The sequence below is a fragment of the Uniformispora flossi genome, assembly GCF_049534875.1.
Classification (GTDB): Bacteria; Actinomycetota; Actinomycetes; order Streptomycetales; family Streptomycetaceae; genus Yinghuangia; species Yinghuangia aomiensis.
Window position 1 is genome coordinate 130,051 of record NZ_JBMULZ010000009.1, and the last position, 25,283, is coordinate 155,333.

At 73.1% G+C, this 25,283-nt stretch carries 22 protein-coding genes; 14 read left to right on the plus strand and 8 right to left on the minus strand.

What is annotated here, in order from left to right:
- The first annotated feature begins 62 nt into the window (after positions 1 to 62).
- The 5 genes from ACPA54_RS21065 (at position 63) to ACPA54_RS21085 (ending at position 4,728) form a co-directional block, all read left to right on the plus strand.
- Entirely contained in the window at positions 63 to 713 is a 651-nt protein-coding gene (locus tag ACPA54_RS21065) for a TetR/AcrR family transcriptional regulator (protein ID WP_423531998.1), read from the plus strand.
- A 416-nt stretch (positions 714 to 1,129) separates the two neighbouring features.
- On the plus strand, positions 1,130 to 1,981 hold the full coding sequence (locus ACPA54_RS21070; RefSeq protein ID WP_423532000.1) for an alpha/beta hydrolase: 852 nt from the start codon (positions 1,130 to 1,132) through the stop codon (positions 1,979 to 1,981).
- A 140-nt stretch (positions 1,982 to 2,121) separates the two neighbouring features.
- Positions 2,122 to 2,811, plus strand: coding sequence for a peptidyl-tRNA hydrolase (locus ACPA54_RS21075; RefSeq protein ID WP_423532002.1), 690 nt, complete (start codon positions 2,122 to 2,124; stop codon positions 2,809 to 2,811).
- 346 nt (positions 2,812 to 3,157) lie between these two features.
- A complete protein-coding gene (locus ACPA54_RS21080; protein ID WP_423532004.1) occupies positions 3,158 to 3,532 on the plus strand; it encodes an STAS domain-containing protein in 375 nt (124 codons plus the stop codon).
- 281 nt (positions 3,533 to 3,813) lie between these two features.
- Positions 3,814 to 4,728: an NAD-dependent epimerase/dehydratase family protein gene (locus ACPA54_RS21085; RefSeq protein ID WP_345675162.1), complete on the plus strand. Its 915-nt coding sequence runs from the start codon at positions 3,814 to 3,816 to the stop codon at positions 4,726 to 4,728.
- A gap of 91 nt (positions 4,729 to 4,819) precedes the next feature.
- Here the strand turns inward: ACPA54_RS21085 and ACPA54_RS21090 are convergent, their stop codons facing one another.
- A complete protein-coding gene (locus tag ACPA54_RS21090) occupies positions 4,820 to 6,004 on the minus strand; it encodes a phytanoyl-CoA dioxygenase family protein (protein ID WP_423532006.1) in 1,185 nt (394 codons plus the stop codon).
- Positions 6,005 to 6,284: 280 nt separating this feature from the next.
- Between ACPA54_RS21090 and ACPA54_RS21095 the strand changes: the two genes are divergently transcribed.
- The gene (locus ACPA54_RS21095; protein WP_423532008.1) at positions 6,285 to 7,661 is read left to right on the plus strand and encodes a peptidoglycan-binding protein; all 1,377 of its coding nucleotides are present in this window, start codon (positions 6,285 to 6,287) and stop codon (positions 7,659 to 7,661) included.
- A gap of 1,925 nt (positions 7,662 to 9,586) precedes the next feature.
- The gene (locus tag ACPA54_RS21100; RefSeq protein ID WP_423532010.1) at positions 9,587 to 10,822 is read left to right on the plus strand and encodes an SPFH domain-containing protein; all 1,236 of its coding nucleotides are present in this window, start codon (positions 9,587 to 9,589) and stop codon (positions 10,820 to 10,822) included.
- A 57-nt stretch (positions 10,823 to 10,879) separates the two neighbouring features.
- Here ACPA54_RS21100 and ACPA54_RS21105 read toward each other — a convergent pair whose 3' ends face one another.
- The 6 genes from ACPA54_RS21105 to ACPA54_RS21130 all read right to left on the minus strand — a co-directional run bounded on the left by ACPA54_RS21105 (position 10,880) and on the right by ACPA54_RS21130 (position 16,772).
- Positions 10,880 to 11,332, minus strand: coding sequence for a MarR family winged helix-turn-helix transcriptional regulator (locus ACPA54_RS21105; RefSeq protein ID WP_423532012.1), 453 nt, complete (start codon positions 11,330 to 11,332; stop codon positions 10,880 to 10,882).
- Positions 11,333 to 11,475: 143 nt separating this feature from the next.
- Positions 11,476 to 12,456 carry an L-histidine N(alpha)-methyltransferase gene (gene egtD / locus ACPA54_RS21110; RefSeq protein WP_423532014.1) on the minus strand — a complete coding sequence of 327 codons (981 nt, stop codon included), beginning with the start codon at positions 12,454 to 12,456 and terminating at the stop codon, positions 11,476 to 11,478.
- 121 nt (positions 12,457 to 12,577) lie between these two features.
- Positions 12,578 to 13,339: an ergothioneine biosynthesis protein EgtC gene (gene egtC, locus ACPA54_RS21115; RefSeq protein ID WP_423532016.1), complete on the minus strand. Its 762-nt coding sequence runs from the start codon at positions 13,337 to 13,339 to the stop codon at positions 12,578 to 12,580.
- A complete protein-coding gene (egtB, locus tag ACPA54_RS21120) occupies positions 13,339 to 14,718 on the minus strand; it encodes an ergothioneine biosynthesis protein EgtB (protein WP_423532018.1) in 1,380 nt (459 codons plus the stop codon). Before egtB ends, egtC begins: the two co-directional genes overlap by 1 nt.
- Entirely contained in the window at positions 14,699 to 16,003 is a 1,305-nt protein-coding gene (egtA, locus tag ACPA54_RS21125) for an ergothioneine biosynthesis glutamate--cysteine ligase EgtA (RefSeq protein ID WP_423532019.1), read from the minus strand. The genes egtB and egtA overlap by 20 nt, the downstream gene beginning before the upstream one ends.
- A 217-nt stretch (positions 16,004 to 16,220) precedes the next feature.
- Positions 16,221 to 16,772, minus strand: a complete 552-nt coding sequence (locus ACPA54_RS21130; RefSeq protein WP_423532021.1) for a hypothetical protein — start codon at positions 16,770 to 16,772, stop codon at positions 16,221 to 16,223.
- A gap of 100 nt (positions 16,773 to 16,872) precedes the next feature.
- On the opposite strand from ACPA54_RS21130, the gene ACPA54_RS21135 reads away from it, so the two are divergent.
- Both ACPA54_RS21135 and ACPA54_RS21140 read left to right on the plus strand, forming a co-directional pair.
- Positions 16,873 to 17,550 carry a response regulator transcription factor gene (locus ACPA54_RS21135; RefSeq protein ID WP_345675152.1) on the plus strand — a complete coding sequence of 226 codons (678 nt, stop codon included), beginning with the start codon at positions 16,873 to 16,875 and terminating at the stop codon, positions 17,548 to 17,550.
- Between the two features lie 10 nt (positions 17,551 to 17,560).
- Positions 17,561 to 18,922 carry a HAMP domain-containing sensor histidine kinase gene (locus ACPA54_RS21140; protein WP_423532023.1) on the plus strand — a complete coding sequence of 454 codons (1,362 nt, stop codon included), beginning with the start codon at positions 17,561 to 17,563 and terminating at the stop codon, positions 18,920 to 18,922.
- Between the two features lie 486 nt (positions 18,923 to 19,408).
- On the opposite strand, the gene ACPA54_RS21145 is transcribed toward ACPA54_RS21140, so the two are convergent.
- Positions 19,409 to 19,891, minus strand: a complete 483-nt coding sequence (locus ACPA54_RS21145) for an OsmC family protein (protein ID WP_423532025.1) — start codon at positions 19,889 to 19,891, stop codon at positions 19,409 to 19,411.
- Between the two features lie 128 nt (positions 19,892 to 20,019).
- Between ACPA54_RS21145 and ACPA54_RS21150 the strand changes: the two genes are divergently transcribed.
- From ACPA54_RS21150 to ACPA54_RS21170, 5 genes are all read left to right on the plus strand, one after another.
- Entirely contained in the window at positions 20,020 to 20,724 is a 705-nt protein-coding gene (locus ACPA54_RS21150) for a DUF6629 family protein (RefSeq protein ID WP_423532027.1), read from the plus strand.
- Positions 20,725 to 20,836: 112 nt separating this feature from the next.
- On the plus strand, positions 20,837 to 21,631 hold the full coding sequence (locus ACPA54_RS21155; protein WP_345675148.1) for a metallophosphoesterase family protein: 795 nt from the start codon (positions 20,837 to 20,839) through the stop codon (positions 21,629 to 21,631).
- Between the two features lie 157 nt (positions 21,632 to 21,788).
- Positions 21,789 to 24,305, plus strand: a complete 2,517-nt coding sequence (locus ACPA54_RS21160) for a DEAD/DEAH box helicase (RefSeq protein WP_423532029.1) — start codon at positions 21,789 to 21,791, stop codon at positions 24,303 to 24,305.
- 145 nt (positions 24,306 to 24,450) lie between these two features.
- Complete coding sequence (locus tag ACPA54_RS21165) at positions 24,451 to 24,693, plus strand: chaplin (RefSeq protein ID WP_423532031.1); 243 nt, start codon at positions 24,451 to 24,453, stop codon at positions 24,691 to 24,693.
- A 137-nt stretch (positions 24,694 to 24,830) separates the two neighbouring features.
- On the plus strand, positions 24,831 to 25,280 hold the full coding sequence (locus ACPA54_RS21170; RefSeq protein ID WP_423532033.1) for a hypothetical protein: 450 nt from the start codon (positions 24,831 to 24,833) through the stop codon (positions 25,278 to 25,280).
- The last annotated feature ends 3 nt before the right edge of the window (positions 25,281 to 25,283 follow it).

Here is a 25,283-nt window from a genome sequence, read left to right on the forward strand (position 1 = left end):
CAAGTTGTAATTTAACTAGGTGAACTAGTCAAGGCTTCGGGACGGCTGGAAGAATCCCGGCCGTGCCGAACCGACCTTCCGCCCCGCCCGCCCCGGAACCCGCGGGCAGCCCCGCCGAGGAGCCCGGCCGCCGCCGCCCGATGGGCGGCCGGCCGCGCGACCCGCAGATCGACGGGGCGATCCTCGGCGCGGTCCGCGCGCTGCTGGCGGAGGAGGGCTACGCCAAGCTCAGCTTCGAGACGGTCGCCCGGCGGGCGGGGGTGACACGGCCGACGATCTACCGGCGCTGGTCGTCGAAGGCCCAGCTCGTGCACGAGGCGGTGTTCCCGACCCCGGGGCACACGCCGCTGATCCCCGACACCGGGGACTTCGCGGCGGACGTGCGCCGGATGGTGGCGACCACCGTCGCGTCGTACTCGCGGCCCGAGGCGCGGGCGGCGCTGCCCGGGCTGTTCGGCGACCTGCACGACCGGCCGGACTTGCGCGCGACCGTGATCGACGGCCTGGAGACACGCGTACGGGAGCACTTCCGGTCCCTGGTCGCGGCGGCGGTGGCCCGCGGCGAGGTGCGGGCGGACGCGGATGCGGACGTGGTCTTCGACGCGCTGATGGGGGCGGTGTTCAACCGGACGGTGGTGCGGGGGGATATGTCGGAGGAGTTTGTGGAGCGGTTGGCGGGGGTTGTGGTGGAAGGGGTGCGGGGGAGGGAGTGAGGTGGGGCTCGGCTGCCGCCTTGGTGTGACGCCGACTGCGGATCCGCCGCCGCGGTGGCCCGAGGCCGGCCGCGGATCGCCTGCCTCGACGTGATCCCGGGCGTGGATCGCCGGACGCGCCGCCGTGGGTCCCGCGGCGTGGATTGCCCGAACCCACGCTGTCTCCCCGGCCTGTGGATCGCCCCACGCACCCCCACCCACCCCCGTGGTAGACCGGGCCCGTCGGGGGGCCTCCCCCCGTCGACAATCAGACCGGCAAGGCCTCCGTCTTTTCCACACCGGGGTTGTTGTCCACAGGCAGCCGCCCGCACCCCTCGGATCCTTCGCCCGTTCATGCCACGATGCGGCCACGGCATCGTTGATCACGGCGCCCGCGTCCGGGAAGCGGGTGCGGGCCGGGGCGAAGGAGGCGTGCGATGAGCCTGGACGGGTGGAATCTGCCCGAGGAGCGCGCGGGGCGACCCGCGCCGGACGACCTCGCCGCGCGCCGCAAAGCCGTCGCCGGGCTACCCCAGCAGGTCGAGCCCGGGGCGACGGTGCGCCCGGAGACCCTCGGCGGCACGCCCGCGCTCGTGGTCGAACCTCTCGCGCCGGCCCGCACGCTCTTCTATCTGCACGGCGGCGGCTATCGCCTCGGCGAGGCGGCCGGCTGGACCGGGTTCGCCTCCCGCTTGGCGCTCGCCGCGCAGGCCCGGATCGTGCTCGTCGACTACCGCCTCGCCCCCGAGGCGCCGTTCCCGGGTGCGCTGCGCGACGCCGCGGCGGCCTACGACGCGGCCTGCGCGGCGTACGGTCCGCTCGCCGTCGGCGGCGACTCCGCGGGCGGCGGCTTGGCGGTCGCGCTCGCGCTGGCGATCCGCGACGCGGGCCGGCCGGCACCGACCGGGCTGGTGCTGCTGTCGCCGTGGCTGGACCAGACGTTCGGCGCGGAGGCTTACGCCCGCAACGGCGAGTCCGACCGGATGTTCGGCCTGGAGTCCGCGCGGGCCGGTTCGGAGCTGTACCTCCAGGGGCACGATCCGCGCGACCCGCTGGTCTCGCCGCTGCTCGCCGACCTGGCCGGGCTGCCGCCGGTCCTGCTGTTCGCGGGCGGCGCGGAAGTGCTGCTGGACGACGCGACGGCATTCGCCGGCCGGGTCGCCGCGGCCGGCGGCACCGTCGAGGCGTCGTTCGTAAGCGGAATGCAGCACGTGTGGCCGACGGTGTTCCCGGACCTGCCGGAAAGCGCGCGGGCGATGGAGTCGATGGTGCGCTTCCTGACGGCCTGACGGCCTGACGGCCTGACGGCCTGACGGCGTGCGGCCTGACGGCCTGACGGCCTGACGGCGTGCGGCGTGACGGCTCAGTGGCGGCCTCCACCCCCTCGCGCCGCCCCGCACCCCCGCCCCCGCTAAGGCATGATCAACCCGTGACCACCACCCCCGACCGCGACGCCGCTCCCCAGTACGTCCTCCCGCTCGTCGTCCGCCTGGAGCGCGACGTCCCGCCCACCCGCACCGCCGCCCTCGAAGCGGCCGCGCAGGCCGTACTGGCGTTTCTCGCCGACGGGCGGTCGGTGGGGGACGGGGAGTGGGCGGAGCGCATTACCGCGTGGACGGACGGCCGCATCCGTAAGGTCGTCCGGCGGGCGCGTGGTGCCGAATGGCGGCGGGCGTCCGCGCTCGACGGGCTCACGTGGGAGCACGACGGTGCCGAAGTCCGGGTGTTTCCGCCCGTCCCGCTGGACGCGTGGCCGAAGGACCTCGCGCGGCTTCAGGTTTCCGGCACGGATCTGGCCGACCTGGAGCCGCCGCCCGCACCCCGTCCGGGAGTTCCGGTGCTGTGGCTCAACCCCGAACTCGACATGACCGCAGGCAAGGCCATGGCCCAGGTCGGACACGGCGCCCAACTCGCCTGGCTGCGCCTCGGCGACGAGGCCCGCATGCGGTGGGCCGCCGACGGCTTCCCGCTCGCCGTCCGCACCGCGTCGGCTGCGGACTGGCCGGCCCTCACCCGCGGGGACCTGCCGCTCGTCCGCGACGCGGGTTTCACCGAAATCGCGCCCGGTTCCTGCACCGTCGTCGCCGACGTGCCGGAACTCCGCGGCGGCGACGCCTGACACGCTCTGCGTCCCGGTTCACCGGCACGGCGGGCGGGTGGTCGGCCCGACCCGGCCGACGGACAGGGCATGCCGGTGTCAACGGCCCCTCACCCTCCGTGTCCCCCACTCCATGACACATCGTCAGAACACCAGCAGATAGCGGCTTTTGACCCACTATCAACCACCGCCGGTGACGAATTCGGACAGCAACCGAGACCCCCGCGTGACCGTGCCCTCCTGGGGTCGGCCGACGGCGGGCACTACGGTGGTGACCGGCCGGGTCGACCGCCCGGCTCCCGCGCCGCGCGGCCAGGGACGCACGGGTCGCCGCGCGGATCCGTCCGCGATCAGGGAGCTGCCCATCGTGAATCTCCAGGTGACCACCGAGGACCACGAAGGCTGGACCGTGCTTTTCGTCGCCGGGGAGGTCGACTTCGCCGTCGTCCCGGAACTGGGGGAACACGTCAGACGGGCGGTGGCCCAGGGGCGGCACCAGCTGATCCTGGAACTGACCCGGGTCGTGTTCCTCGACTCGACCGGCATCGGCGCGCTGGTGGGTGCTCGGCGCCTGCTGCGGTCCTGTTCGGGCGAACTGCGCCTCGTCATGCCGGAAAGCACCGACCACCATGTCAACCGGGTCTTCACCGCACTGGGATTGCGCCGCCTCTTCGACGTCCACCCCACGCTGGACGAGGCCTTGGCCGACGAAGACTCCACCGGCGCGGTCGCCGCGGGCTGAACCGCGAAACCGCGAACCGCGAAACCGCGGGCTCAACCGCGAACCCGGACCGCGAAACCGCGAAACCGCAAAACTCAACCGCACGCTGAACGACCCGCCCCCGTATCTATCGCATGCCCGGGACCCCGGCCCCCCGCCCCCGTGCCTGCCCTACGGCCGCGCATACCTCTCTGCCCCCTCTCCAGCGCCCCACCCCCGTGCCCGCGCCCCGCGAAATGATTGCTCCTGTCAAGGGCCTGCGCTAACTTGCCGCCAATACCCGCAACGCAGGAGGGCTCGGCATGGCACTCGAAGGCTCGAAGATCGTCGTCACAGGGGTGACCGGACAGGTTGCCGAGCCGGTGGCCAAGCTCCTCGCGCGCGACAACGACGTGTACGGCGCGGCCCGCTTCGGCGACGAAGAAGCCCGGGAGCGCCTCGAAGCCGCCGGTGTGACCTGCGTCAAGATCGACCTGGGCGCCGGCGAGGTCGCGGATCTTCCCGCGGACGCCGACTACGTCATCAACTTCGCGGTCGCGAAGAGCGGCGACTGGGACGCCGACCTGGACGCCAACGCCGGCGGCGTGCTGTGGCTGATGGACCACCACCGCTCGGCCCGCGCCTTCCTGCACTGCTCGTCGACGGCCGTCTACCAGCCGAACGGGCACCGGAAGTTCAAGGAGTCCGACGCGCTGGGCGACAACCACCGCGTCTGGTCGTTCCTGGAGACGTACAGCATCTGCAAGATCGCCGCCGAAGGCGCCGCCCGCTGGGGCGCCGCGAAGTACAACCTGCCGACGACGATCGCCCGCCTCAGCGTCCCCTACGGCGACAACGGCGGCTGGCCCGCCATCCACCTGGAGATGATGATCGCGGGCGCGCCCGTGCAGGTGCACAGCGATGCGCCGAGCATCTACCACCCGATCCACGAAGAAGACATCGTCGCGTCGCTGCCCAAGCTGTTCGCCGCCGCCGGGACTCCGCCGACCGTCGTCAACTGGGGCGGCACCGAAGCCGTCTCCGTCGAGGAATGGTGCACCTACCTCGGCGAACTCACCGGCCTTGAGCCCGAATTCGACGCCACCGACGCGACCATCAGCAGCGTCGCCCTCGACCTCACCCGCATGCACGAGGTGATCGGCACCACCAACGTGCACTGGAAGGACGGCATGCGCCGCATGGTCGAGAAGTTCCACCCGGAACTGCTCAAGGGCTGACCCGGACCACCGCGCGGCCGACGGCACTGCCGTCGGCCGCACGCTGTCACCGGCGTCCGCAGCGTCGCCGGTGTCGGCCGCGCAGGCGCCGTCAGCGCCCCAGCCCCTCCTCCAGCTGGTCCGCGCTGCGGCTGCGGATCAGGTCGTTCGACGCCAGGCCGGGCCCGACGTTCTCGAACAGGGCCGGCGGGCGGTACGTCACGTACACCGTCCGCCGCCCGCCCTCCCCGGTCGGTGCCGGCGAGGCGTGCAGCACATCGGCGATGTGCACGGTCACGTCGCCCGGCTCGGTCGGGACCAGCATGTAGGGCAGATCCGCCAGGTCGCCCTGGTCCGGCGGCGGGCAGGTCTTGCCGTGGGTGCCCGCGACCGCCTCCAGGCAGCCGGTCTCCGGTGTCGAGCCGGTGAGTTGGATGCCGACGGCGACCGAGGGGCACATGACGGGGTGGCCGCCGAGGCCGCAGTCCGTGTGCCACGGAATGTTCGCCAGGCCCTTGAGCCGCCCTGGGGGCTTCAGCAGCGCGACGATGCCTTCCATGCGGTCCGTCGACGGCGCCAGGTCGTCGTGCAGAAGGCGCGACAGGCGCAACAGCCGCGGATCGTGAGCGAGTTCGGCGATCGCCGAGGAATGCTCGCTCGCGTAGACGAGGCGGCACAGGACGTCCTCGCCGTCGTCGGTAGCCGCCCACCACGACCGGTCGTCGCCGGGCCGGGCGGCGTCGGCGAGCCGGTCGACCTCGGCGTTGAGCGCCGCGACCTCGTCGGGGGAGAAGACCCCGCGTACCCGCATGACGCCGGTCGCCGCGAAGAACGCGGCCAAGTCGGCGTCGCTGTCGTCGAGCGTCCAGGCGCGGTCGAGATCCACGGGCCGCCCCTGGGCGTCGCTCAACGCGGCTCCGGTCGGCAGGAAGATCGGAATGCCCTGGTAGAGCGCGCGCAGCACCGGCTCCCACGCGAACAGGTCGAGGACGGTGCCGTCCCGCACGTCGACTTCGCCCGCGATCGCCAGCGCGGCGGCGGTGCGCAGCTGGCTGACGAAGTCCGTCCACGCGGTCACCGACAAGGTGCACTCGCACGCGCCGGCACGCCCGCCGGGCTCGACTCGCAGTCGCCCGTCGACGCCCCGGTAGGTCCAGCGCGAGTCGCCGACGCGCAGCGTCAGCGGTCGCAGCCCGCCCAGGCCGGTCGCGGCCATCGGCCCGCGTTCCCCGGCCAACAGGCCCGGCACGATGTCCCGGTGGTACGTCTCGGCGTCGATCGGATCGACCGCGTGCATGACGGCGCCCCTCCCCGCAGGTGACAACGGCCGCAGTATGCCCGGCCGGGAACGGGGTCACCAGAGTCCCGGCGCCGCGAAGTCCGCGACGGATGACCTCGGCGCTGGGAGCGGGGGAGCGCCCAGGTGAGGAGGCCCGTCCCGCGGCCCTTCGAGTGACCCGGGGTTTGGTCCCATATGGTCGATTTCGATCGAATTGGCCCGAATGGGCGTGACTTGTGTGATTAATGGTGTTCAATCGTCTTGGCCACTCTGCGTTGTGACGGCGAGGAAGGTGCTCATGGACGCCCCCGAATTCGACGACGTCGCCGATCCCTCCTGCACGTGCCTCCCCTGCGTGAGCGCCCGCAGGCTGGAGGCGCTCGCCCTCCGCACCGGCGGAAGTCCCCTGCGGCGCGCGCGGCGTACCGCCGTGACCTTCGTCACCGCCGGATTCGTCGCCGCCGGGGTGGGCCCCACCGTCGCGCACGTGCTCGACCACGACAAGACCCTCGACGAGAACTCCCCGCGCCAACCCCTCGCCGACGGATCCGACGCGCAGGAGCAACTCCCGCCCGGTACCGGACTCGCGGGCTGGGACGGCAGCGGCTCGCCGCAGGGCAATCCCGGGCCGCTGCGCTTCGGCACGGCCGTCGGCACCGCCGGCAAGAGCGTCGCCTCCTCGATCGCCACCCCGAAGCGCATCGGCCTCGACACGATCAGCCGGCAGCAGATACTCGACCGCGCCCGGTCCTGGGCCGACGCGGTCGTGCCGTACAGCCAGTCGGCGTACCGCAACGGCTACCGCACCGACTGCTCCGGCTACGTGTCGATGGTCTGGGGGCTCAGCGAGAACGCCTGGACCGGCAACCTCGCCGACTACGCCGTGCCCATCAGCCGTTCGGACCTGCAGCCCGGCGACATCCTGCTCTTCCACAACGCGGCCAACCCGGTGAGCGGCTCGCACGTGACCATTTTCGAGAAGTGGGCCGACTCGTCGCACACCAGCTACGTCGGCTACGAGCAGACCCCGCCCGGCACCAAGCACCGGACCATCCCGTACGCGTACTTCACCAACTCGTCGAGCTACAAGCCCTACCGCTACAAGAACGTCACCGACGGCGGCGGGGGCGGCACGACGAGCCCGGGCAGCTCGGCGTTCCCCGGCGTCGAGTACTTCGGCCCGGGCAAGTCGAACGCGTACGTCACCCAGCTGGGCCAAGCCCTCGTGGCCAAGGGCTACGGCATGTACTACTCCGAAGGCCCCGGCCCGGAATGGGGGTCCGCGGATCAGAACGCGACCGCGGCGTTCCAGCGCGACCAGGGCTGGACCGGCTCCGAGGCGGACGGCATTCCGGGGCCGGACACCTGGAGCCTGCTCATGTCCGGCAGTTCCGGCGGGTCGACAGGCGGCGACGGAGGCGGGAGCACACCTGCCACGCCGCCATTCCCCGGTGTGCAGTACTTCGGACCGGGGAAGTCGAACGCGTACATCACGCAGCTCGGTACGGCGCTCGTCGCCAAGGGCTACGGCCGCTACTACAGCGTCGGCCCCGGCCCGTCCTGGGGCTCGGCGGACCGCAACGCCACCGCGGCCTTCCAACGCGCCCAGGGCTGGACCGGCTCCGACGCGGACGGGATACCCGGTCCGGACACGTGGGATTTGCTGATGCGCTGACCACTCCGGAACCTCGACAACGGCCGCCTACCCGCACGGGTGGGCGGCTTCCGGCGGCCCGCCGGGACCTGCCACACCACGAACGGACCACTTGGCGGAACGTCCACCGCCACAGCAAGGCGTCGACGTACGACGCGTGAGGAGCACTGGTGACACGCGAAGACTCGACGGGGCGCCCGGCACGGACGGGCCACGGACCCGACGGCACCCGACAACTCGCCGGAAACGCCACCACGGACGGCGGACGCCAAGCCGCCCCGGACCCGCACGCGACGACCGGGCCGGCCCCCCGGACGCCGCTCACCCGCGCAGCCGACGCCGCCCGCGCCGTAGGCGCCGCGCTCGAACCCTCGGCCGGCCACCCGCGTCGCCAGGACACGACCGCCGCCGCACCCTCGACGGACCACGGCGTGCCCGCCCGCGCCGACGGCATCCCGCCGCGAAGCCCCGACCGCCGAGGCCCCGAAAGCCACTTCACCACCCGGTCGGCGCCGGTCGACGCGCGCGCGACCACGCCCGCCACCGACGCGCCCCCCGCCCGCGTGACGGCCGCCGCAAAGAGCGCCGCCGCAGCCCGGGACGCCGTCATCGCCGCGAGCCCGGCCCTGAGCCGTCCCGGTCGCGCCGGGTACGGGTGGGACCGGGCCGGTTCCCCCGCAGGTCCGGACACCTCGCGCGTCACCCGTGCCGCCGCGGCGTCCGGCCTCGTTCGCAACTCCGCTTCGGACACTCGGGCCGCCGACGGCCGGACAGAGGCCCCAGGCCGAGCTTCCGCGCCGTCGCTCGGCGGCGTGGCGGAACCGGCTGCGGACTCGGCCGGATCCGCTCCCGGTGCCCACTCGTTCGCCGACAGTCGGCCGGGGATGTCGGGTCGGCTTTCCGGGGTCTCGCAGGGCGGTATGGCGGAACCGGCTGCGGGCTCGGCCGGATCCGCTCCCGGCGCCCACTCGTTCGCCGACAGTCGGCCGGGGATGTCGGGTCGGCCGTCCGGGATCTCGCAGGGCCGGGCGGCGGAACCGGCCACGGGATCGGACGGATCCGCCCCCGGCGCCCGCCCCTCCGCCGACAGTCGGTCGGGAACTCCTGGCCGAGCTTCCGCGTCGTCGCAGGCCCGGGCCGCCGGATCCGCCAATGGCGCCCACCGCTCCGTCGACGGTCGGGCGGCAGCCGCCGGCCGAGCTTCCGCGTGGCCGCAGGGCGGCGCGGCCGATCCGGCCACGGGCTCGGCCGGATCCGCCAACCGGGCCCGCCCCTTCCCCGACAATCAGGCGGGGGACTGGGGCCGAACGTCTGCGCTGCCGCACGACCCGGCCGCGGATCCGGCCACATGCACGGCCGGATCCGTCCCCGGTGCCCACTCCTCCGCCTACGGTCAGGCGGCGGCCGCGGGCCGGACTCCCACGTCGTCGCAGGGCCACGCGGCGGAACCGGCCACACGCGCCTCCGGATCCGTCCCCGGTGCCCATCCCGGTGCCCATCCCGGTGCCCATCCCGGTGCCCACTCCTCCGCCGACGGTCGGGCGGCGGCCGCGGGCCGGGCCTCCATGTCGCCTCCGGGTCGCGCGGAGGAAGCGGCCGGGTACCCGGCCGGGGCCCCCGCAGGGGCAGAGCGCCGGGGCGGGACCGTTCCCGGGGCCGAGCGGCCGGTCGGAGCTGCCGCCCGGTCCGAAGCTCGCGCCACTCCGACCCGGCAACCCCACTTCACCCCCACCCCCACCCCCACAGCCGCCGAAGCCCTCAACTCCATCCCCGTCGAAGCTCTGCGCACCACCGTTTCCCTCCCGTTCCTCCGCCAACTCCGCGCCCCCAGGCACGCCTCACCCTCCCCCTTCCCCGCGCGGGCCGCCGCCGCGGGGGCTTGGGCGCGGCGGAAGTTGGCGGCGCGGGTCGGGGCCGCGCGGGAGCCGGTGGCGGTGCGGGAGAGCGTGCCCGCTTCGGCTCCGGGGCCGTTCGTGGTCACCGTCCTCGACCACGACACGGCGGGCGGCGGCGATACCGCGCTGGACGGGCGCATCCTGGACACCGCCGAAGTCCGCGCGCTCACCGCGTCCGGACTCGGCTCGGCTCACCCGCGGCACGCCGACGGGCCACCTCGGGAACGAGGCACGCAGATGGCGACGACCCACAGCACCCCCGCCGACCCCGCCCGCTACTCCGGCGGCGACGGCACCCACGCCGATCGGGCGGCGGCCGCGGACGCCACCGCCGACAAGGCGCAGCCGACCGTCGTCCGGGCCCGGTTCCCGCGCGCCGACCAGGACTTGCGGGAGCGCGGCGCGTTCACGCTGCCCGGGTGGCTGGCCGGCGCCGCGCTGCTCGCCGCGGTGTCGGCGATCGCGTGGGCGGCGGCCGCGTCGGGACACCTCGACACGCGCCTGCCGGACCAGCTGCGCGGCAGCGAACTCCTCGACGCGTCGCCTACCGCCGTCCTCGGCACCGGCATCGCCGCCGCCGCCGTCGCGCTCGCGCTGCTGGCCGGCTTCTTCGTGGTGCACGCGGGCACCGTCCGCGTGCTGAGCCGCTTCGGCCGGTACAAGGGCACCGTGCGCCGCACCGGCCTGGTCTGGGCGGTGCCGCTGACCCGGCGCCGCAAGGTCGACGTGCGGCTGCGGCACTGGCGCAGCCGTCCGATGGACCTCACCGACCGGCAGGGCACCCCGCTCCAGGTCATGGTGCTCGTCGTCTGGCAGGTCCGGGACAGCGCCCGCGCCAAGTTCGCGGTGCGCGACCACGAGCAGTACCTGCGCCAGCAGATCGAAGCCGCGGTGAGCACCGTCGCGGCGAGCCTGCCGTGCGACAGTTTCACGCGCGGCGCGGATTCCCTCCGCGACACCGAGCACATCGGGGAGGAGATGACCCGGCGCCTCGCGGGCGCGATGACCGCGGCCGGCGTCCAGGTGTTCTCCGTCCAGGCCCTGCACATCGACTACGCCCCGCAGGTCGCCGAGTCGATGCTGCGCCGCCGGATCGCCAGCCTCGACGCGGCCACCCGCACCGCCGTCCTGGACGACGTCGTGGACACCGTCTCGCAGGCCGTGGACATGTTCACCCGGCGTGCCCTGGTCCGGCTGGACGAGGACGGCCGGACCGACTTCATCCGCGAACTCACCGTCGCCATGTACTCGTCGCGCGGCACCGCCAACCCGGCGTCCCGCGACTGAGCACACGCGCGCGAGCGGAGCGGCCCCGGATCCACCCGGATCCGGGGCCGCTCCCGTTCACTCGACCGGGACCTCCAACAGCTGCGCCAGCTCCCGCGTGAACTCCCGCGTGCGGTCCGCGTCCGGGCCGCCCAGCGGCGCCAGCAGCACCTCGAAGCGCTCGTGCGCCAGGTCGATCGCCTGGACGGCCAGCTCCATGCCGCGGTCGGTCAGGGCGAGCCGCACCGCGCGGGTGTCGATCGGGTCGCGCGTGCGTTCGACGAGGCCCGCGGCCTCCAGCGACCGCGCGAGCTTGGACACGTACAGCGCCTCCAGGCCCGTGTGGTCGGCGAGTTCGCGCTGGGTGGGCTTGCGCCCGGCCTGCCGCATGTCGCGCAGCGCGGCGACCAGCGAGTATTGCGCCTGGGTGAGGCCGAGCGGCGCCAACGCGCGGTCGACCGCCACGCGCCATTTCATCGACAGGCGCCAGACCAGGAAACCGGGCGTGGGGGCCGAAGGTGCGTCGCTCATGCCAAATAACGTACATGGCTACTATCGGGCGGGTGGCGTGAATCCGGAAACGCCGAACGGCCGCGTCCGGCGAAGCCCGGTCGAAACCGAGCCCGCCGGACGCGGCCGCCCGCCGAACGACGCCGGGAAGGTGAACCGCTGCCTCACACGGGGATGGCCAGCGCCAGCCCGAAGCGGTTCTCCGGGTCCGTCCACCACCGGGCGACCGCGAAGCCCGCCCGCTCCAGTTCCATCGCGAGCCCCGAGGCCCGGAACTTCGCGGAGATCTCCGTGCGCATCTCCTCGCCGTCCGCGAACTCCGCGACCAGGTCCAGGCCGCCCAGCTTGACCGTCTGGTCGCCGAGCGACCGCAGCCGCATCTCGATCCACTCGTCCTCGGAGTCCCACACCGCGACGTGCTCGAAGCGCTCCGGTACGAAGTCGCCGTCCAGCTCGCGGTTGAGCACGTGCAGCACGTTGCGGTTGAACTCGGCCGTCACGCCCTGCGCGTCGTCGTAGGCGCGGACCAGCACCTCCGGGTCCTTCACCAGGTCCGCCCCCAGCAGCAGCCCGTCCCCGGCCCGCAGCTGGGAACGGACCGCGGCGAGGAACACCCCGCGCTGGTCCGGCGTGAGGTTGCCGATGGTGCCGCCGAGGAACGCGACGAGCTTCGGCCCGGGCTCCTCCGGGATGCCCAGGTGGGCGTCGAAGTCGGACACGACCGCCTCGACGGTCAGGTCGGGGTAGTCGCGCAGCAGCGACTCGCCGGCCTCGACGAGCGCCGGGGCGCTGACGTCGACCGGCACATAGCGTTCCAGCGACCCGACCGCGCGCAGCGCGTCCAGCAGCAGCCGGGTCTTCTCGGACGACCCGGAGCCGAGCTCGACGAGGGTGTGCGCGGGCAGCGACTCGGCGATGTCGAGCGAGTTGCGGCGCAGGATCTCGCGTTCGGCGCGGGTCGGGTAGTACTCGGGAAGCTTGGTGATCTCCTCGAACAGCCTGCTGCCGCGCGCGTCGTAGAACCACTTCGGCGGCAGGCGTTTCGGATGCGCGGTCAGCCCGAGTTCGGCGTCGCGGCGCAGCGCGTCGGCGAGGTAGCCCTCGGGGAGGTGGCCGCGCACGCTGAGCCTGGTCGTTCCGGTCACGGGTGATCAGCTCCTGTCGATGGTGTCCGTGCGGCCCGGCGAAAGCGCGGAGCCGATGGCGGAGAGTCCGGCAAAGCACGTCCGGTGGAAGAGATCTGGCACGAGGAGTCCGGCTGCCGGGTCAGGTGGCCGGGGGTCTGGCCCGTCCGTTCCCGAGCGGGCGGAAGCGGACGGCTTTGCGGTCGGCGGTCACGAGGGTCCGGTCCGGGACCTGGCGCCAGTCGCCGTCGTCGGACGGTTCGGAGGCGACCCGCACCCCGTCGGGGCGTTCCGCGACGAACAACGTGTCCCCGTAGGCGGTCGCGGTGACCGTCTCGCCGTCGGTCAGCAGCACGTTGAACCGGCCTGCGGTGTGCGCGGCGACCCGCTCGACCATCGCGGCGACCGCGGCGCCGGCGGGTTCGCCGTCGGCGAGCCGCCGCCGGATCAGCGCCCACAGCAGCGCCGAGTCGCAGCGTGCTTCGAGGCGCAGCAGGTCCTCCGGCGGCAGGTCGGCGGCGAGCGTGCCGAGACCGTCGGGCCAGGCGTCGAGGGTGCCGTTGTGGCTGAACAGCCAGGGGCCGTCGCGGTACGGCGCGGCGGCTTCCTCGCCCGCCGCCGTTCCCGCGGTCGCGGAGCGGACGGCGGCGAGCAGCACCCGGGTCCGGGTGACCCGGGCGACGTCGGCGAACGACGGGTCCGCCCAGATCGGCACCGCGCGCCGGTAGCGCGCCGGGACGGGGTCGCCGTCGACGTACCAGCCGACGCCGAACCCGTCCGCGTTGACCGTGCCGTGCCGCTGGTGCCGGGGCCGCCACGACTGCTCGTAGAGGCCGCCGGGCGGGTCGACGACGAGCGCGCGCAGCGTCGTCTCGTCCCCGACGTACGCCAGATGCCGGCACATCAGACGGCCCCCGAGCCGCGGGCCACCGGCCCGGCGTCGCGCGCGGTGCGGAAGCCCGCGAAGATCTGCCGCCGTTGCGGGTAGTCCCAGTTGCGGAAGGTGCCTCGGCACGCCACCGCGTCGGTGCCGAACGAACCGCCGCGCAGCACCTTGTAGTCGGGGCCGAAGAACACCTCGGAGTACTCCCGGTAGGGCCACGCGCGGAAGCCCGGGTAGCCGGTGAAGTCCGATGCCGTCCACTCCCACACGTCGCCCAGCAGCTGCCGGACGCCGTAGGCCGACGAGCCCGCCGGGTAGGCCCCCGCCGCGGCCGGGCGCAGGTGCCGCTGGCCGAGGTTGGCGTGTGCGGCGCGCGGCGGCTCCTCACCCCAGGGGTAGGTGCGCGAGCGTCCCGTCTCCGGGTCGTGCCGGGCGGCTTTCTCCCATTCGGCTTCGGTCGGCAGGCGGCGTCCGGCCCAGCGGGCGAAGGCGTCGGCCTCGTACCAGGACACGTGCACGACGGGTTCGCCCGGCGGCACCGGTTCGAGGACGCCGAAGCGGCGGCGCAGCCACTCGCGGCCGTCGCGCTGCCAGAACAGCGGCGCGGTCATGCCCTCGTCGGATCGGTGGCGCCAGCCTTCGTCGGTCCACAGGCGGGGATCGTCGTAGCCGCCGTCCTCGATGAACCGCATGTACGCGCCGCAGGTCACCGGACTGGTGTCGAGGGCGAACGCGGCGACGGCCACCTCGTGGGCGGGCCGCTCGTTGTCGAGGGCCCACGGGTGGGTGGACGTTCCCATGGTGAACGTGCCCGCAGGGATGACCACTTCGTCCGGCGGCAGGTCGATCGCGGCGGGCGGGTCCGGTGCGTCGATGACCGGCGCCCCGGCCCGTAGCTGGTGGGTCGCCAGCATGGTCTCGTCGTGCTGCTGCTCGTGCTGGGCGATCATGCCGAACGCGAACGCGTCGCGGGTGAGCGGATCGTCGCCGGGTGCCCGGTCGAGCAGGTCCAGCACTTTGCCGCGCACTTCGTGGGCGTACGCGCGGGCCTCGGCCGGATCCAGCAGCGGAAGCTGGGGGCGCGACGCGCGCGGGTGGCGGAAGGCGTCGTACAGGTCGTCGATCTCCGGCCGCAGCGGGTCGCGGCCGCCGACGTTGCGCAGCAGCCAGATCTCTTCCTGGCTGGCGATGTGCGCGAGGTCCCAGACGAGCGGCGACATGAGCGGCGAGTGCTGGCGCACCAGGTCCGCCTCGTCGACCGGGTCGGTCAGCCCCGCGGTGCGGACGCGGGCCGCCTCCAGCGCGATCCACGCCTCCGCGGGCGTGTAGCCGGAACTGGCCGGGTCGTGCGCGGTGGTCCGCGGCTCGGAGGGGTTCTGTTCAGACTGCGGGTGCGGCATGGCGGGCCCTTTCGTGCGCGGCCCCCGGCAGCAGGTCGTCTCCCGGGGAACGCCCCCGATCGGTGTAGCGATAAGCGAACTCCACGCATTCCGTGAACACGTCCGGGCTCACGCCCATCCCCGGCAGGGCGTCCAGCGCGGCGGCCGTGAGAGCGCGGGCGGTCGTCCGGAGCAGCGGCTCCGCCAGGCCGAAGCGGGCGGCGCGCAGCCACCACGCGAACGGCGGCGCGTCGGCCGCGGACTTGGCGAGCTGCTCGGTGTGCACCCAGGCCGCCTCGGCGGCCTCCGGGTCGTCGAGCAGCGCCGTGGCGATGGCCAGCGGCACCGTCCAGCCGTCGCCGGGCTGCGCGTCGAGCATGCGCAGTTCCAGATGCGTGCCGTGCGCGCGGACGGGCGGGAAGAGCGTGCTGAGGTGCAGCTCCAAGTCGGCCGCGGTGGGGGCCGGGCGCAGGGCGCCGCGCGTCCAGGCGCGGAAGGTCAGGCCGTCGGGCACGAGCCATTCGCGCGGCTCGTCGCGGCGGATGCACATCACGGGCGCGTCGAGGACGTACCGGGACCACACCTCGCGCGGGTCCCCGTCGGGGTGCGCGGGCGGTCGCGCGCGGTAGCCGTCGAGCCGCGACCAGGCGAGCTGGCGGGTGGACACCCAGCCGGTGGAACGTCCGCCGTGATGCGGCGAGTTCGCGAAGGCGGCGAGCAGTACGGGGCCGATCCGGTGGGCCAGCGCCCAACGGCGGCGCAGCCCGGACCAGGACGCGGAGTCGTCGCCGGGATCGAGGCAGACCTGCACGGAGGCGGTGCTGCACATCATCACGCGGCCCCAGTGGCCGCGGCGGTCGAAGTAGCGCTCCATCGCCGTGTAGCGCGGCGTCTGGAGGATGCGGTGCGGCGCGCGGTAGGCGTCGACCCCGGTGCCGGTCAGGACGAGGTCCGCTTCGGCGGCGGTCCCGCGCAGGATCGCGGCGTCCCGGCGCGCCGCCTCGATACATCGCTCCAGGTCGGGCTGGGGCGCGCTGCTCAGCTCCAGTTGGCCGCCCGGCTCCAGGGTGATCGCCCCGCCGGCCGGCAGGTCCGCGGGGCACAGGGCGGCGAAGACGCGTTCGCCGGTGACGTGGCGGGCCGGATCGTCGGCGTCCTGGACGAGCCATTCGATCTCGACGCCCACCCGGTGCGGCGTGCCGGTCCGGAAGGACGCCTCGGCGGCGTACTCCTCGGCCGCGGCTTCGGTCAGGGGTATCGCGGCGTTTGCGTGGGCAGCGTTGGCTGCCGTCGTGGCGTGGGACATATCGCCCTCTCCTGGAGGATTCCCTCGACTCAACCCGCGAGGCGCCTACCCGCTGGGTAACGGCGGCATGCGCGCGGTTGGTGAGGGACGGAAAGCAGAGGGCGATGAGCAGGGTGTTACGAGCGGAAATGCGGGCGTTGCGGAGGATTGTGCCGGTGGCCTGCACGGATGGGCCGGGCGGGTGAACCGGCGGACGGCTCGGGAGCGGGCTCGCCGCTCACGCTTCGTAGGTCTCCGCGAGCGGCGGGTGGTCGTTCCAGGTGACGAAGATCGACGACGTGGCGGTGCCGCGGGTGAAGTCGACACGTATCCACTGCTCGCTCGTCCACACCTTCGACGACCAGCCCGGGTTGGGCGTCGCGGAGATCAGCGTGGCCGAATCCGGGCTGTAGTTGAACGTGAAGGAAGCCCGGCCGCCGCGCACCTCGTAGGCATGCGGACCGGCGCCGTCGACGCCGCTGTCGGCCTTGCCGCGGGCGTTCGGGGGAGCGGCCGGGGCGCTCGTCGGCGCCTTCGGGCTACTCGCCTGCGCGGGCGACACCGGGACCGTCGACCGCGACGCGGAAGGCGAGCCGGTTGGCCGCGCCGTCGCGGAAATCGTCGGCGGGACGGGCGGCGGCCCGTCGCTGTGCTGCGCTCCCAAGGCCGGGGCACGCGGCGGTTCGAAGACGGTGTCGCGCAGCACGCTGCGGACGCCGTACCAGGACAGCGCGACAGCCGCGGCCGTCACCGCGGTCCACGCCCCCACCTTCGTGATCGCTCGTCGCACGCGGCACATCCTGCCCTGCCGAGGCGGAGGAAACGGTTCCGGGTCGGGATTCGCCGGGAAGTTGCACTGGTTCGATCGTCGGACGATACGGTTTCACGCCATGGCACAGGTGCTTGTGGTCGAAGACGACCAGTTCGTACGGTCCGCGCTGATCCGGTACCTCTCCCAGGAGGCCCACGGGGTGCGAAGCGTCGGCACCGCGTTGGAGGCGCTCCGCGAGGTCGCCCAGCATCCCTTCGACGTGGTCATCCTCGATCTGGGGCTGCCCGACCTGGACGGCGGGGAAGCCCTCAAGATGCTGCGCGGCATATCCGACGTCCCCGTCATCATCGCGACCGCCCGCGACGACGAGGCGGAAGTCGTCCGGCTCCTCAACGCGGGCGCCGACGACTACGTCACCAAGCCGTTCTCCGGAGAACACCTCGGCGCCCGGCTCTCCGCGGTGCTGCGCCGCACCCGCGGGCGCACCACCGGCGACGTCCTGCAGTGCGGCGGACTCCGCATCGACATCCGCCGCCGCGAAGCCGACCTCGACGGCACCCCCCTCAACCTCACCCGCCGCGAGTTCGACCTGCTCGCGTTCCTCGCCTCGCGCGCGGGCGCCGTCGTGCCGCGCCGCGAGATCCTCGCCGAAGTCTGGGGCCAGGCCTACGGCGACGACCAGACCATCGACGTCCACCTGTCGTGGCTGCGCCGCAAGCTCGGCGAAACCGCCCGCCAGCCGCGCTACCTGCACACGGTGCGCGGCGTCGGGGTGAAGCTCGAGCCTCCCGCATGACGGCCCGCCGATGAGAAGCACCGTCCTGCGGGTCGCCCTCGCGGTGACCACCATGGTCGCGCTCGCGTTCCTCATCCCGCTCGGGCTGGTCGTCCGCGAGATCGCCCGCGACCGGGCGTTCTCCGACGCCGAACGGCAGGCCGCCGCACTCCAGCCGGCGCTGGCCATCACCACCGACCCCGTCGCCCTCGAACCCGCACTCGCCAAAGCCACCGCCGGCTCCGAGGGCCGCATGGCCATCTACCTGCCCGGCACCGCCGTCATCGGCCACCCGCACGCCGACCCGCGCGACCTCCAGCGCGCCCGCGACCGCACCCAGGCCTTCCGGGTGCCCACCAGCGGCGGCTGGGTGCTGCTCCAGCCGGTCGCGCTCAACGGGCAGGTCACCGTCGTCGAGGTCTACGTCCCCGGCGGCGAGCTCAGCCGCGGCGTCGGCAAAGCCTGGCTCGTGCTCACCGGCGTGGCCGTCGCTCTTGTCGGCGGGTCGCTGGTGGTCGCCGACCGGCTCGGCGCCCGCGTCGTCCGCTCGGCCAAGAGCCTGTCCGGCGCCGCCCAGACCCTCGGCGGCGGCGACCTCACCGTGCGCCTCACCCCCGAGGGCCCCACCGAACTGCGCGACGCCGCGCACGCCTTCAACAGCATGGCCGACCGCGTCGAGCAACTCATGGCCGCGGAACGCGAACTCGCCGCCGACCTGTCGCACCGTCTGCGCACCCCGCTCACCGCGCTGCGCCTCAACGCCGCGTCCCTCGGCGACGGCCAAGTCGCCGAACAGACCCGGCACGCCGTCGCCCAGCTCGAACGCGAAGTCGACCGGATCATCCGCACCGCCCGCCGCCAGACCGAAGCCGTCGCCGAACCCGCCGGCTCCGACCTGGCCGAAGTCGTCCGCGAACGCATGGCGTTCTGGTCCGCCCTCGCCGACGACGAGGAACGCGACTGGCGGCTCGACGGCGCGGAAGCCGCGGACGGCCCCGTCCGGGTACCCGTGCCGCGCGCCGAACTCGCCGCCGCCATCGACGCGATGCTCGGCAACATCTTCCGGCACACCCCGGAAGGCTCGCCGTTCGCCGTCACCCTGCACGTCGGCGGCCCCGACACCGTCATCCTGCTGGTCGCCGACGGCGGCTCCGGCATCGCCGACCCGGAAAGCGCCCTGCGCCGCGGACACGGCCACGGCGGCGACGGATCGACCGGCCTCGGCCTGGACATCGTGCGGCGCGTCGCGGAAACCAGCGGCGGCGCCGTGCGGCTGGAGCGGTCGGTGCTCGGCGGCGCCCAGATCGCCGTACGCTTCGGCGCCGGCGCCCGCCCGCCCGCGGCCCGCACCGGCCGCCGCGGACGCCGGGCACGCGCGAAGTCCGGCCGCTAAGGCGTGTCGGCGTGTCGGGGAAGCTACCCGGCCGGGCGGCACGGAACCGCGGAATCCGGAAACGCGTCAGGAAGGGCAACAGTCGCGAACGCGCCGCGGAGAACGTGCCGGGGAAAAGAAAGGGGCGCGGGCACACCGGGTGGGGGTGGGTGTACCCGCGCCAGGGGACCAAGTCCCCTTATGGCACAGACCCTGGGGGGTTGGGTCGAGCCTCGGCCGTCCGGAGGGGGGGAGCCCCATGTATACCCGACGGCCTGCAGTGCAACGTTAACGAGATCTGGGGCCGTTGAACACCTGCTGTCGCCGATTTAAGGAAGGCTTAAGTTCCGGCCGTCGGCGAAACGGCGCACTATGCCCTACCTGTGACGGAACGTCAGGGGCCGAAAACGACCTCTGCGGAACCACACGTGCGAGTGACGTCACTCCCCGGTCGCATGCCGACAGCCGCGCTCACACGTGCGCCCGCTCGTGCGCCTGCTCGTGCGCTCACCCGGCTATCGCGGTCGTCGCCTCGTGCCGGACCGGAAAGTTCATCGACCGGGCGATGAAGCACTTCGCATGCGCCGTGGCATGCAGCGCATCCGCCTTCGCCGCCATCGACGCGTCCGCCACCGTCACCTCCGGCCGCAGCACGACCTCGGTGAACTGCCCTGCGCCGTCCGCCTCGGTGACCATCAGGCCCTCGGCACGGTCCCGGTAGGCCGTCACCACCACGCCCTGTTGCGCCGCGAGCGCAAGGAACCACAGCATGTGGCACTCGCTGAGCGACGCCACCAGAAGGTCTTCCGGGTTCCACCGCGCCGCGTCGCCGCGGAACGCGGGGTCCGCCGAACCGAGAAGGGTCGGCTTACCGGGAATGCGCACGTCGTGGTCGCGGCTGTAGCTGCGGTAGTCGGCCGTCCCGCCGCCGGTGTTGCCGGTCCACTCGATCTCGACGCCGTAGCGGTGCTCGGGGGAGTGCGCTGCCATCGGGGCCTCCTGCCCTCGGGCGACCGGCTGGGCCGCCGGCCGCAGAAGTCCAGGTATATCCCGGACCTCCCGCGGGCGGGCGCGAGGCCCGTGTGCCAGGCTGGAACGAGAACGGAGCGTCACAAAGCATGTGTTGGAGCCCCACCGCGGACATCACCGCCGGAACCGTGGTCAGCGCGGTCGGGATTGCGACGCTCGCCTCGGTACGGCGGCCCCGCGACATCCCGCTCGCGACGCTCCCGCTCGTCCTCGGATTCCACCAGCTCGTCGAAGCGTTCGTGTGGCGCGGCGAACTCGGGCAAACCGCCCCGGGAACCGCCGAACTCGCGCGGAACATATGGGCGTTCATAGCCTTCCCGCTCCTGCCCTTCCTCGTCCCGCTCGGCGTGCTCGTCGCCATGTGGCCGCAGGCCTCCCGCAACCGCCGCATCGTGCTCGGCGGGTTCTTCGCCGTCGGGGCCGTCGTCGCCGGACTGCTCCTCGACGCCATGTCCTCCGGGGTCCGCGCCGAGATCCACGGACACACCGTGCAATACGCCATCGGCATCCCCAACCCTCATCCGGTCATCGCCGGATACCTCGTCGCGACCCTGGGCGCGCTCCTCGCGTCCGGCGACCGCTGGCTGGTCCGCTTCGGCGCGGTCGGGGCCGTCGGCGCCCTCGTCTGCGGCTGGCTGTGGACGGTGGAATTCGCCTCCACGTGGTGCGCCCTCGCCGCCCTGGTGTCGATGCTCCTGCTCGCCTGGGTGCGCGACCCGCGCACGCCCCCCGCGCTCGGCGCCGCCGATGCGCCGGGGCGGCGGCCGCGCCTCCGGCTGTCCGTCCGGCACTGACCCGCGGACCGTCCCCGGCGGCCGCCCGGGGCGGGAAGATGCCAGGCAGCGGCGGTAATCGGGGGTGATCCACCGCGGCATGTCGACAGTGTGAAGCCGTACCTTGGGAGACATGCGCGTTCTCAATGGGAAAGTGGAGCAGGTCACCCAGGTGCGATACCGGCGTGCGCGCCGGGGCGGAGGCACCGAGAGCGCGCTCCTGACCGTCGAGAACCTCCGCGTCGACACGCTCCCCGAGGGCGTCGACGCCGTCGTCCTCACCGGCGACCTGCAAGGCATCGCTCCCTCGCCCTACGGCGGCGAGGACGTGCTGCTGGGCATCGCGCTCGCCGACCACATGGCCGTGTGGTCGGCGAGCGGCCTCCTCCCGGCCCTCGACCGCACCGGCGTCGTGCTGGCCGGCGACCTCTACTCCGCACCCCGGGCGAACCGGCGCGGCGCGTCCGGCGAGGTCGTCGACGTGTGGCTGGCCTTCGCCGCGGCGGGCTGCGCGTGGATCGTCGGCGTCGCCGGAAACCACGACCTGCTGACCGCCGAAGAGGTCGCCGGGCTCGGCAGCGAAGCGGCGCTCCTGGACGGCGACTGCGTGGAGTACGGCGGCGTCCGGTTCGGCGGGGTCAGCGGTGTCATAGGCGATCCCAGACGCACCGACCGCAGAGCGGAGGAAGAGTTCCTCGCCCTCCTCGCCGCAGTCGGCAAAGCCGCCCCCGAGGTCCTCGTGCTGCACGAGGGCCCGCACGGCGCCCGCCGCGAGCAGTACGGCAACCCCGTCATCAGCGAACACCTGCTCGAAGGCGCCACCCAGCTCACCGTCTGCGGCCACGTGCACTGGGATCGACCGCTCGCCCGGTTCGGCGGCGGCCACGTGGTCAACGTCGACGGCCGCGTCGTCGTCCTGACCCGTTGACCCGTTGACCCGTTGACCCGTTGACCCGCTGACCCGCCGACCCCGCCGACCCCGCCGACCCTGCGGGCCCGCCGGTCGGCCGATCCGTCCGCAGGGCCCCGCACCGCCGCGGGGCCCGTCGGACCGGGTTCCCCGGCCGCCGCCCGGAGCAGGCAGGATGGGGGGCGTGAACCTCATCGACCGGCTCCCCTCCGACACCGACCCCGACAGCCTCTTCGAGGCCTTCTCCGCGTGGACGGAGGAGCGCGGGATCAGCCTGTACCCGGCGCAGGAGGAAGCCCTCATCGAGGTCGTCTCCGGCGCGAACGTCATCCTCAGCACCCCCACCGGCTCCGGCAAGTCGATGGTCGCCCTCGGCGCCCACTACTACGCCCTGGCCCGCGGCGTGCGCACGTTCTACACCGCGCCGATCAAAGCCCTGGTCTCCGAGAAGTTCTTCGACCTGGTCAAAGCCTTCGGGACGTCGAACGTCGGCATGATGACCGGCGACGCGTCCGTCAACGCGACCGCGCCCATCATCTGCTGCACCGCCGAGGTGCTCGCCCAGATCGCGCTCCGCGACGGCGGCGACGCCGACGTCGGCCAGGTCGTCATGGACGAATTCCACTTCTACGCCGAACCCGACCGCGGCTGGGCCTGGCAGATCCCGCTCATCGAGCTGCCGCACGCCCAGTTCGTGCTCATGTCCGCGACGCTCGGCGACGTCGCCCGGTTCGAGGAGGACCTGACCCGGCGCACCGGCCGGTCCACCGCGGTCGTCCGGTCGGCGGTCCGGCCCGTCCCGCTGACCTACGAGTACGTCACCACGCCGATCCACGAGACCCTCGAAGAACTCATGCGGGTCGGCCAGGCGCCCGTCTACGTCGTGCACTTCACGCAGGCCGCCGCCGTCGAGCGCGCCGCGTCGCTGATGAGCATCAACCTCGCCTCCAAGGAGGAGAAGAAGGCGATCGCCGACCTCATCGGCCACTTCCGCTTCACCACCAAGTTCGGCCGCAACCTGGAGCGCTGGGTCAAGCACGGCATCGGCGTGCACCACGCCGGCATGCTGCCCAAGTACCGGCGCCTCGTCGAGCGCCTCGCCCAGGCCGGGCTGCTCAAGGTCATCTGCGGCACCGACACCCTCGGCGTCGGCGTCAACGTGCCGATCCGCACCGTGCTGTTCACCGCGCTGTCCAAGTACGACGGCACCCGGGTGCGCCGCCTCCGGGCCCGCGAGTTCCACCAGATCGCCGGCCGCGCCGGACGGGCCGGGTTCGACACCGTCGGCCACGTGGTCGTCCAGGCGCCCGAGCACGAGATCGAGAACCTGCGCGCGCTGGCCAAGGCCGGCGACGACCCCAAGAAGCGCCGCAAGGTCGTCCGCAAGAAGGCCCCCGAAGGCTTCGTGTCGTGGAGCGGCGAAACCTTCGACCGCCTCCAGACCGCCGAACCGGAACCGCTGACCTCGCGCTTCAAGGTCAGCCACGCGATGCTGCTCTCCGTCATCGGCCGGCCCGGCAATGCCTTCCACGCGATGCGCCGCCTGCTCACCGACAACCACGAGGACAAGCCCGCCCAGCGCCGGCACATCCGCGACGCGGTGGCGATCTACCGGTCGCTGCTCGACGGCGGCATCGTCGAGCGGCTGGAGGCGCCCGACGCGGAAGGGCGCATCGTCCGCCTCACCGTCGACCTCCAGGACAACTTCGCGCTCAACCAACCGCTGTCGACCTTCGCGCTCGCCGCCTTCGACCTGCTGGACCGGGAGTCGCCGTCGTACGCGCTCGACATGGTGTCCGTCGTCGAAGCCACCCTCGACGACCCCCGGCAGATCCTCGCCGCTCAGCAGAACAAGGCCCGCGGCGAAGCCGTCGCGCAGATGAAGGCCGACGGGATCGAGTACGAGGAGCGCATGGAGCTGCTCCAGGACATCACCTACGAGAAGCCCCTCGACGAGCTGCTCGACCACGCCTACGAGGTCTACCGCACCGGACACCCGTGGGTCGGCGACCACGAACTCAGCCCCAAGTCCATCGTCCGCACGATGTACGAACAGGCCATGACCTTCGTGGAGTTCACCAACTACTACGAGCTGGCCCGAGCCGAGGGCATCGTCCTCCGCTACCTCGCGAGCGCCTACAAGGCCCTCCAGCAGACCGTGCCCGACGACCTCAAGACGGACGAACTGCTCGACCTCATCGAATGGCTCGGCGAGATCGTCCGCCAGGTCGACTCCAGCCTCCTCGACGAGTGGGAACAGCTCGCCAACCCCGAGGCGGTCGAAGCCGCCGGGCCCGACGTCCTCGAGGAGAAGACCCGGCCGGTCACCTCCAATGCCCGCGCCTTCCGCGTGCTGGTCCGCAACGCCCTGTTCCGCCGCGTCGAACTCGCGGCACTGCGCCGCTACTTCGACCTCGGAGAGCTGGACGGCGAGAACGGCTGGAACGCCGACCGCTGGGCGGAGGCCATGGGCGCCTACTACGCCGAGCACGACGAACTGGGCACCGGGCCGGACGCGCGCGGGCCGAAGATGCTGCTGGTCGAGGAGGAGGACTGGGGCTGGCAGGTCCGGCAGATCTTCGACGACCCGGAGAGCGACCACGACTGGGGCATCAGCGCCGAGGTCGACCTGGCCGCGTCGGACGACGAGGGGCGTGCGGTGGTGCGCGTGACCGGGGTCGACCGGCTTTGAGCCGGTTCGCCCCTGCAAAAAATAACCCTCCGTTTTCACCCGGTTGCCGGTTGTCATCGGGCGTCGCGGCGCCGACGGTGGATCAGGAGGCCGCCGGTCCGTGGCGGGCTCCTGGTTTTTCCGAGGCTCGTAGGGAGTTATTCACGTGACGAACTGGGTCAAGAAGACTGCCGTGACGCTGGCTGCCACCGGTGCCGCGCTCGCCTTCGCCACCGGGACCGCGTCGGCCGACGCCTGGGCCAACGGTGCCGCGGTGGGCTCGCCGGGTGTGCTGTCGGGCAACGTGGTCCAGGTGCCCATCCACGTGCCGATCAACGTGTGCGGCAACTCGGTGAACATCATCGGGCTGCTGAACCCGACGGCCGGGAACGTGTGCATCAACAAGTGACGGCGCCCTGATCCGCGCCTGAAGCAGCCCCCGCGTCTCCTCCGTGGACGCGGGGGCTGCGGCGTATCCGGGGCCCGGGGCGCGCGGCGGCGTGGCGGGATTCGGTGGGGGAGGGGCGCGTGGGGCACGATGGGGGAATGGGTGATGCGGAGCGTGAAGGCAAGGTGAACCGGCCGGGGCGGTCCGGGCGTTCGGTGCTGTCGCTGTGGTCCCACGGCTCGGTGCTGTCGATCGCGTCCGAAGGATCGGTTCTCTCGATCGGGTCCATTGGGTCGGCCGCGTCGATCGGGTCCATCGGGTCGGCGGCGTCGGCGTTCTCGATCGGATCGTGGCTGAGCATCGGATCGGCCCTGTCGTCGGGATCGCTGTGGTCGGTCATGTCGGCCGATTCACGCGGTTCGGTGATGTCGTGGCGGTCCAGCGGCGGGCACATGGACGCACACGAGTGCCGGAGCCGCCGCGGAAAGGGCGGGCACGGCGAGCGGAGCGGGCAGCGGCTGGTCGGCGGATTCGTGGCGCTCGGCACCGTCGGGCTGCTGTGCGCGGCGGCGCGGTTCGGGCGCGGGCGGTGCCGGTCGGTCGGCTGACCG

Bases quoted from the DNA above. Each gene is read 5' to 3' on its own strand.
- ACPA54_RS21070 (WP_423532000.1), top strand. From the start codon at position 1,130: ATGAGCCTGGACGGGTGGAATCTGCCCGAGGAGCGCGCGGGGCGACCC.
- ACPA54_RS21085 (WP_345675162.1), top strand. From the start codon at position 3,814: ATGGCACTCGAAGGCTCGAAGATCGTCGTCACAGGGGTGACCGGACAG.
- ACPA54_RS21090 (WP_423532006.1), bottom strand. From the start codon at position 6,004: ATGCACGCGGTCGATCCGATCGACGCCGAGACGTACCACCGGGACATC.
- ACPA54_RS21095 (WP_423532008.1), top strand. From the start codon at position 6,285: ATGGACGCCCCCGAATTCGACGACGTCGCCGATCCCTCCTGCACGTGC.
- ACPA54_RS21105 (WP_423532012.1), bottom strand. From the start codon at position 11,332: ATGAGCGACGCACCTTCGGCCCCCACGCCCGGTTTCCTGGTCTGGCGC.
- egtC (WP_423532016.1), bottom strand. From the start codon at position 13,339: ATGTGCCGGCATCTGGCGTACGTCGGGGACGAGACGACGCTGCGCGCG.
- egtB (WP_423532018.1), bottom strand. From the start codon at position 14,718: ATGCCGCACCCGCAGTCTGAACAGAACCCCTCCGAGCCGCGGACCACC.
- egtA (WP_423532019.1), bottom strand. From the start codon at position 16,003: ATGTCCCACGCCACGACGGCAGCCAACGCTGCCCACGCAAACGCCGCG.
- ACPA54_RS21135 (WP_345675152.1), top strand. From the start codon at position 16,873: ATGGCACAGGTGCTTGTGGTCGAAGACGACCAGTTCGTACGGTCCGCG.
- ACPA54_RS21140 (WP_423532023.1), top strand. From the start codon at position 17,561: ATGAGAAGCACCGTCCTGCGGGTCGCCCTCGCGGTGACCACCATGGTC.
- ACPA54_RS21145 (WP_423532025.1), bottom strand. From the start codon at position 19,891: ATGGCAGCGCACTCCCCCGAGCACCGCTACGGCGTCGAGATCGAGTGG.
- ACPA54_RS21150 (WP_423532027.1), top strand. From the start codon at position 20,020: ATGTGTTGGAGCCCCACCGCGGACATCACCGCCGGAACCGTGGTCAGC.
- ACPA54_RS21155 (WP_345675148.1), top strand. From the start codon at position 20,837: ATGCGCGTTCTCAATGGGAAAGTGGAGCAGGTCACCCAGGTGCGATAC.
- ACPA54_RS21160 (WP_423532029.1), top strand. From the start codon at position 21,789: ATGGGGGGCGTGAACCTCATCGACCGGCTCCCCTCCGACACCGACCCC.
- ACPA54_RS21170 (WP_423532033.1), top strand. From the start codon at position 24,831: ATGGGTGATGCGGAGCGTGAAGGCAAGGTGAACCGGCCGGGGCGGTCC.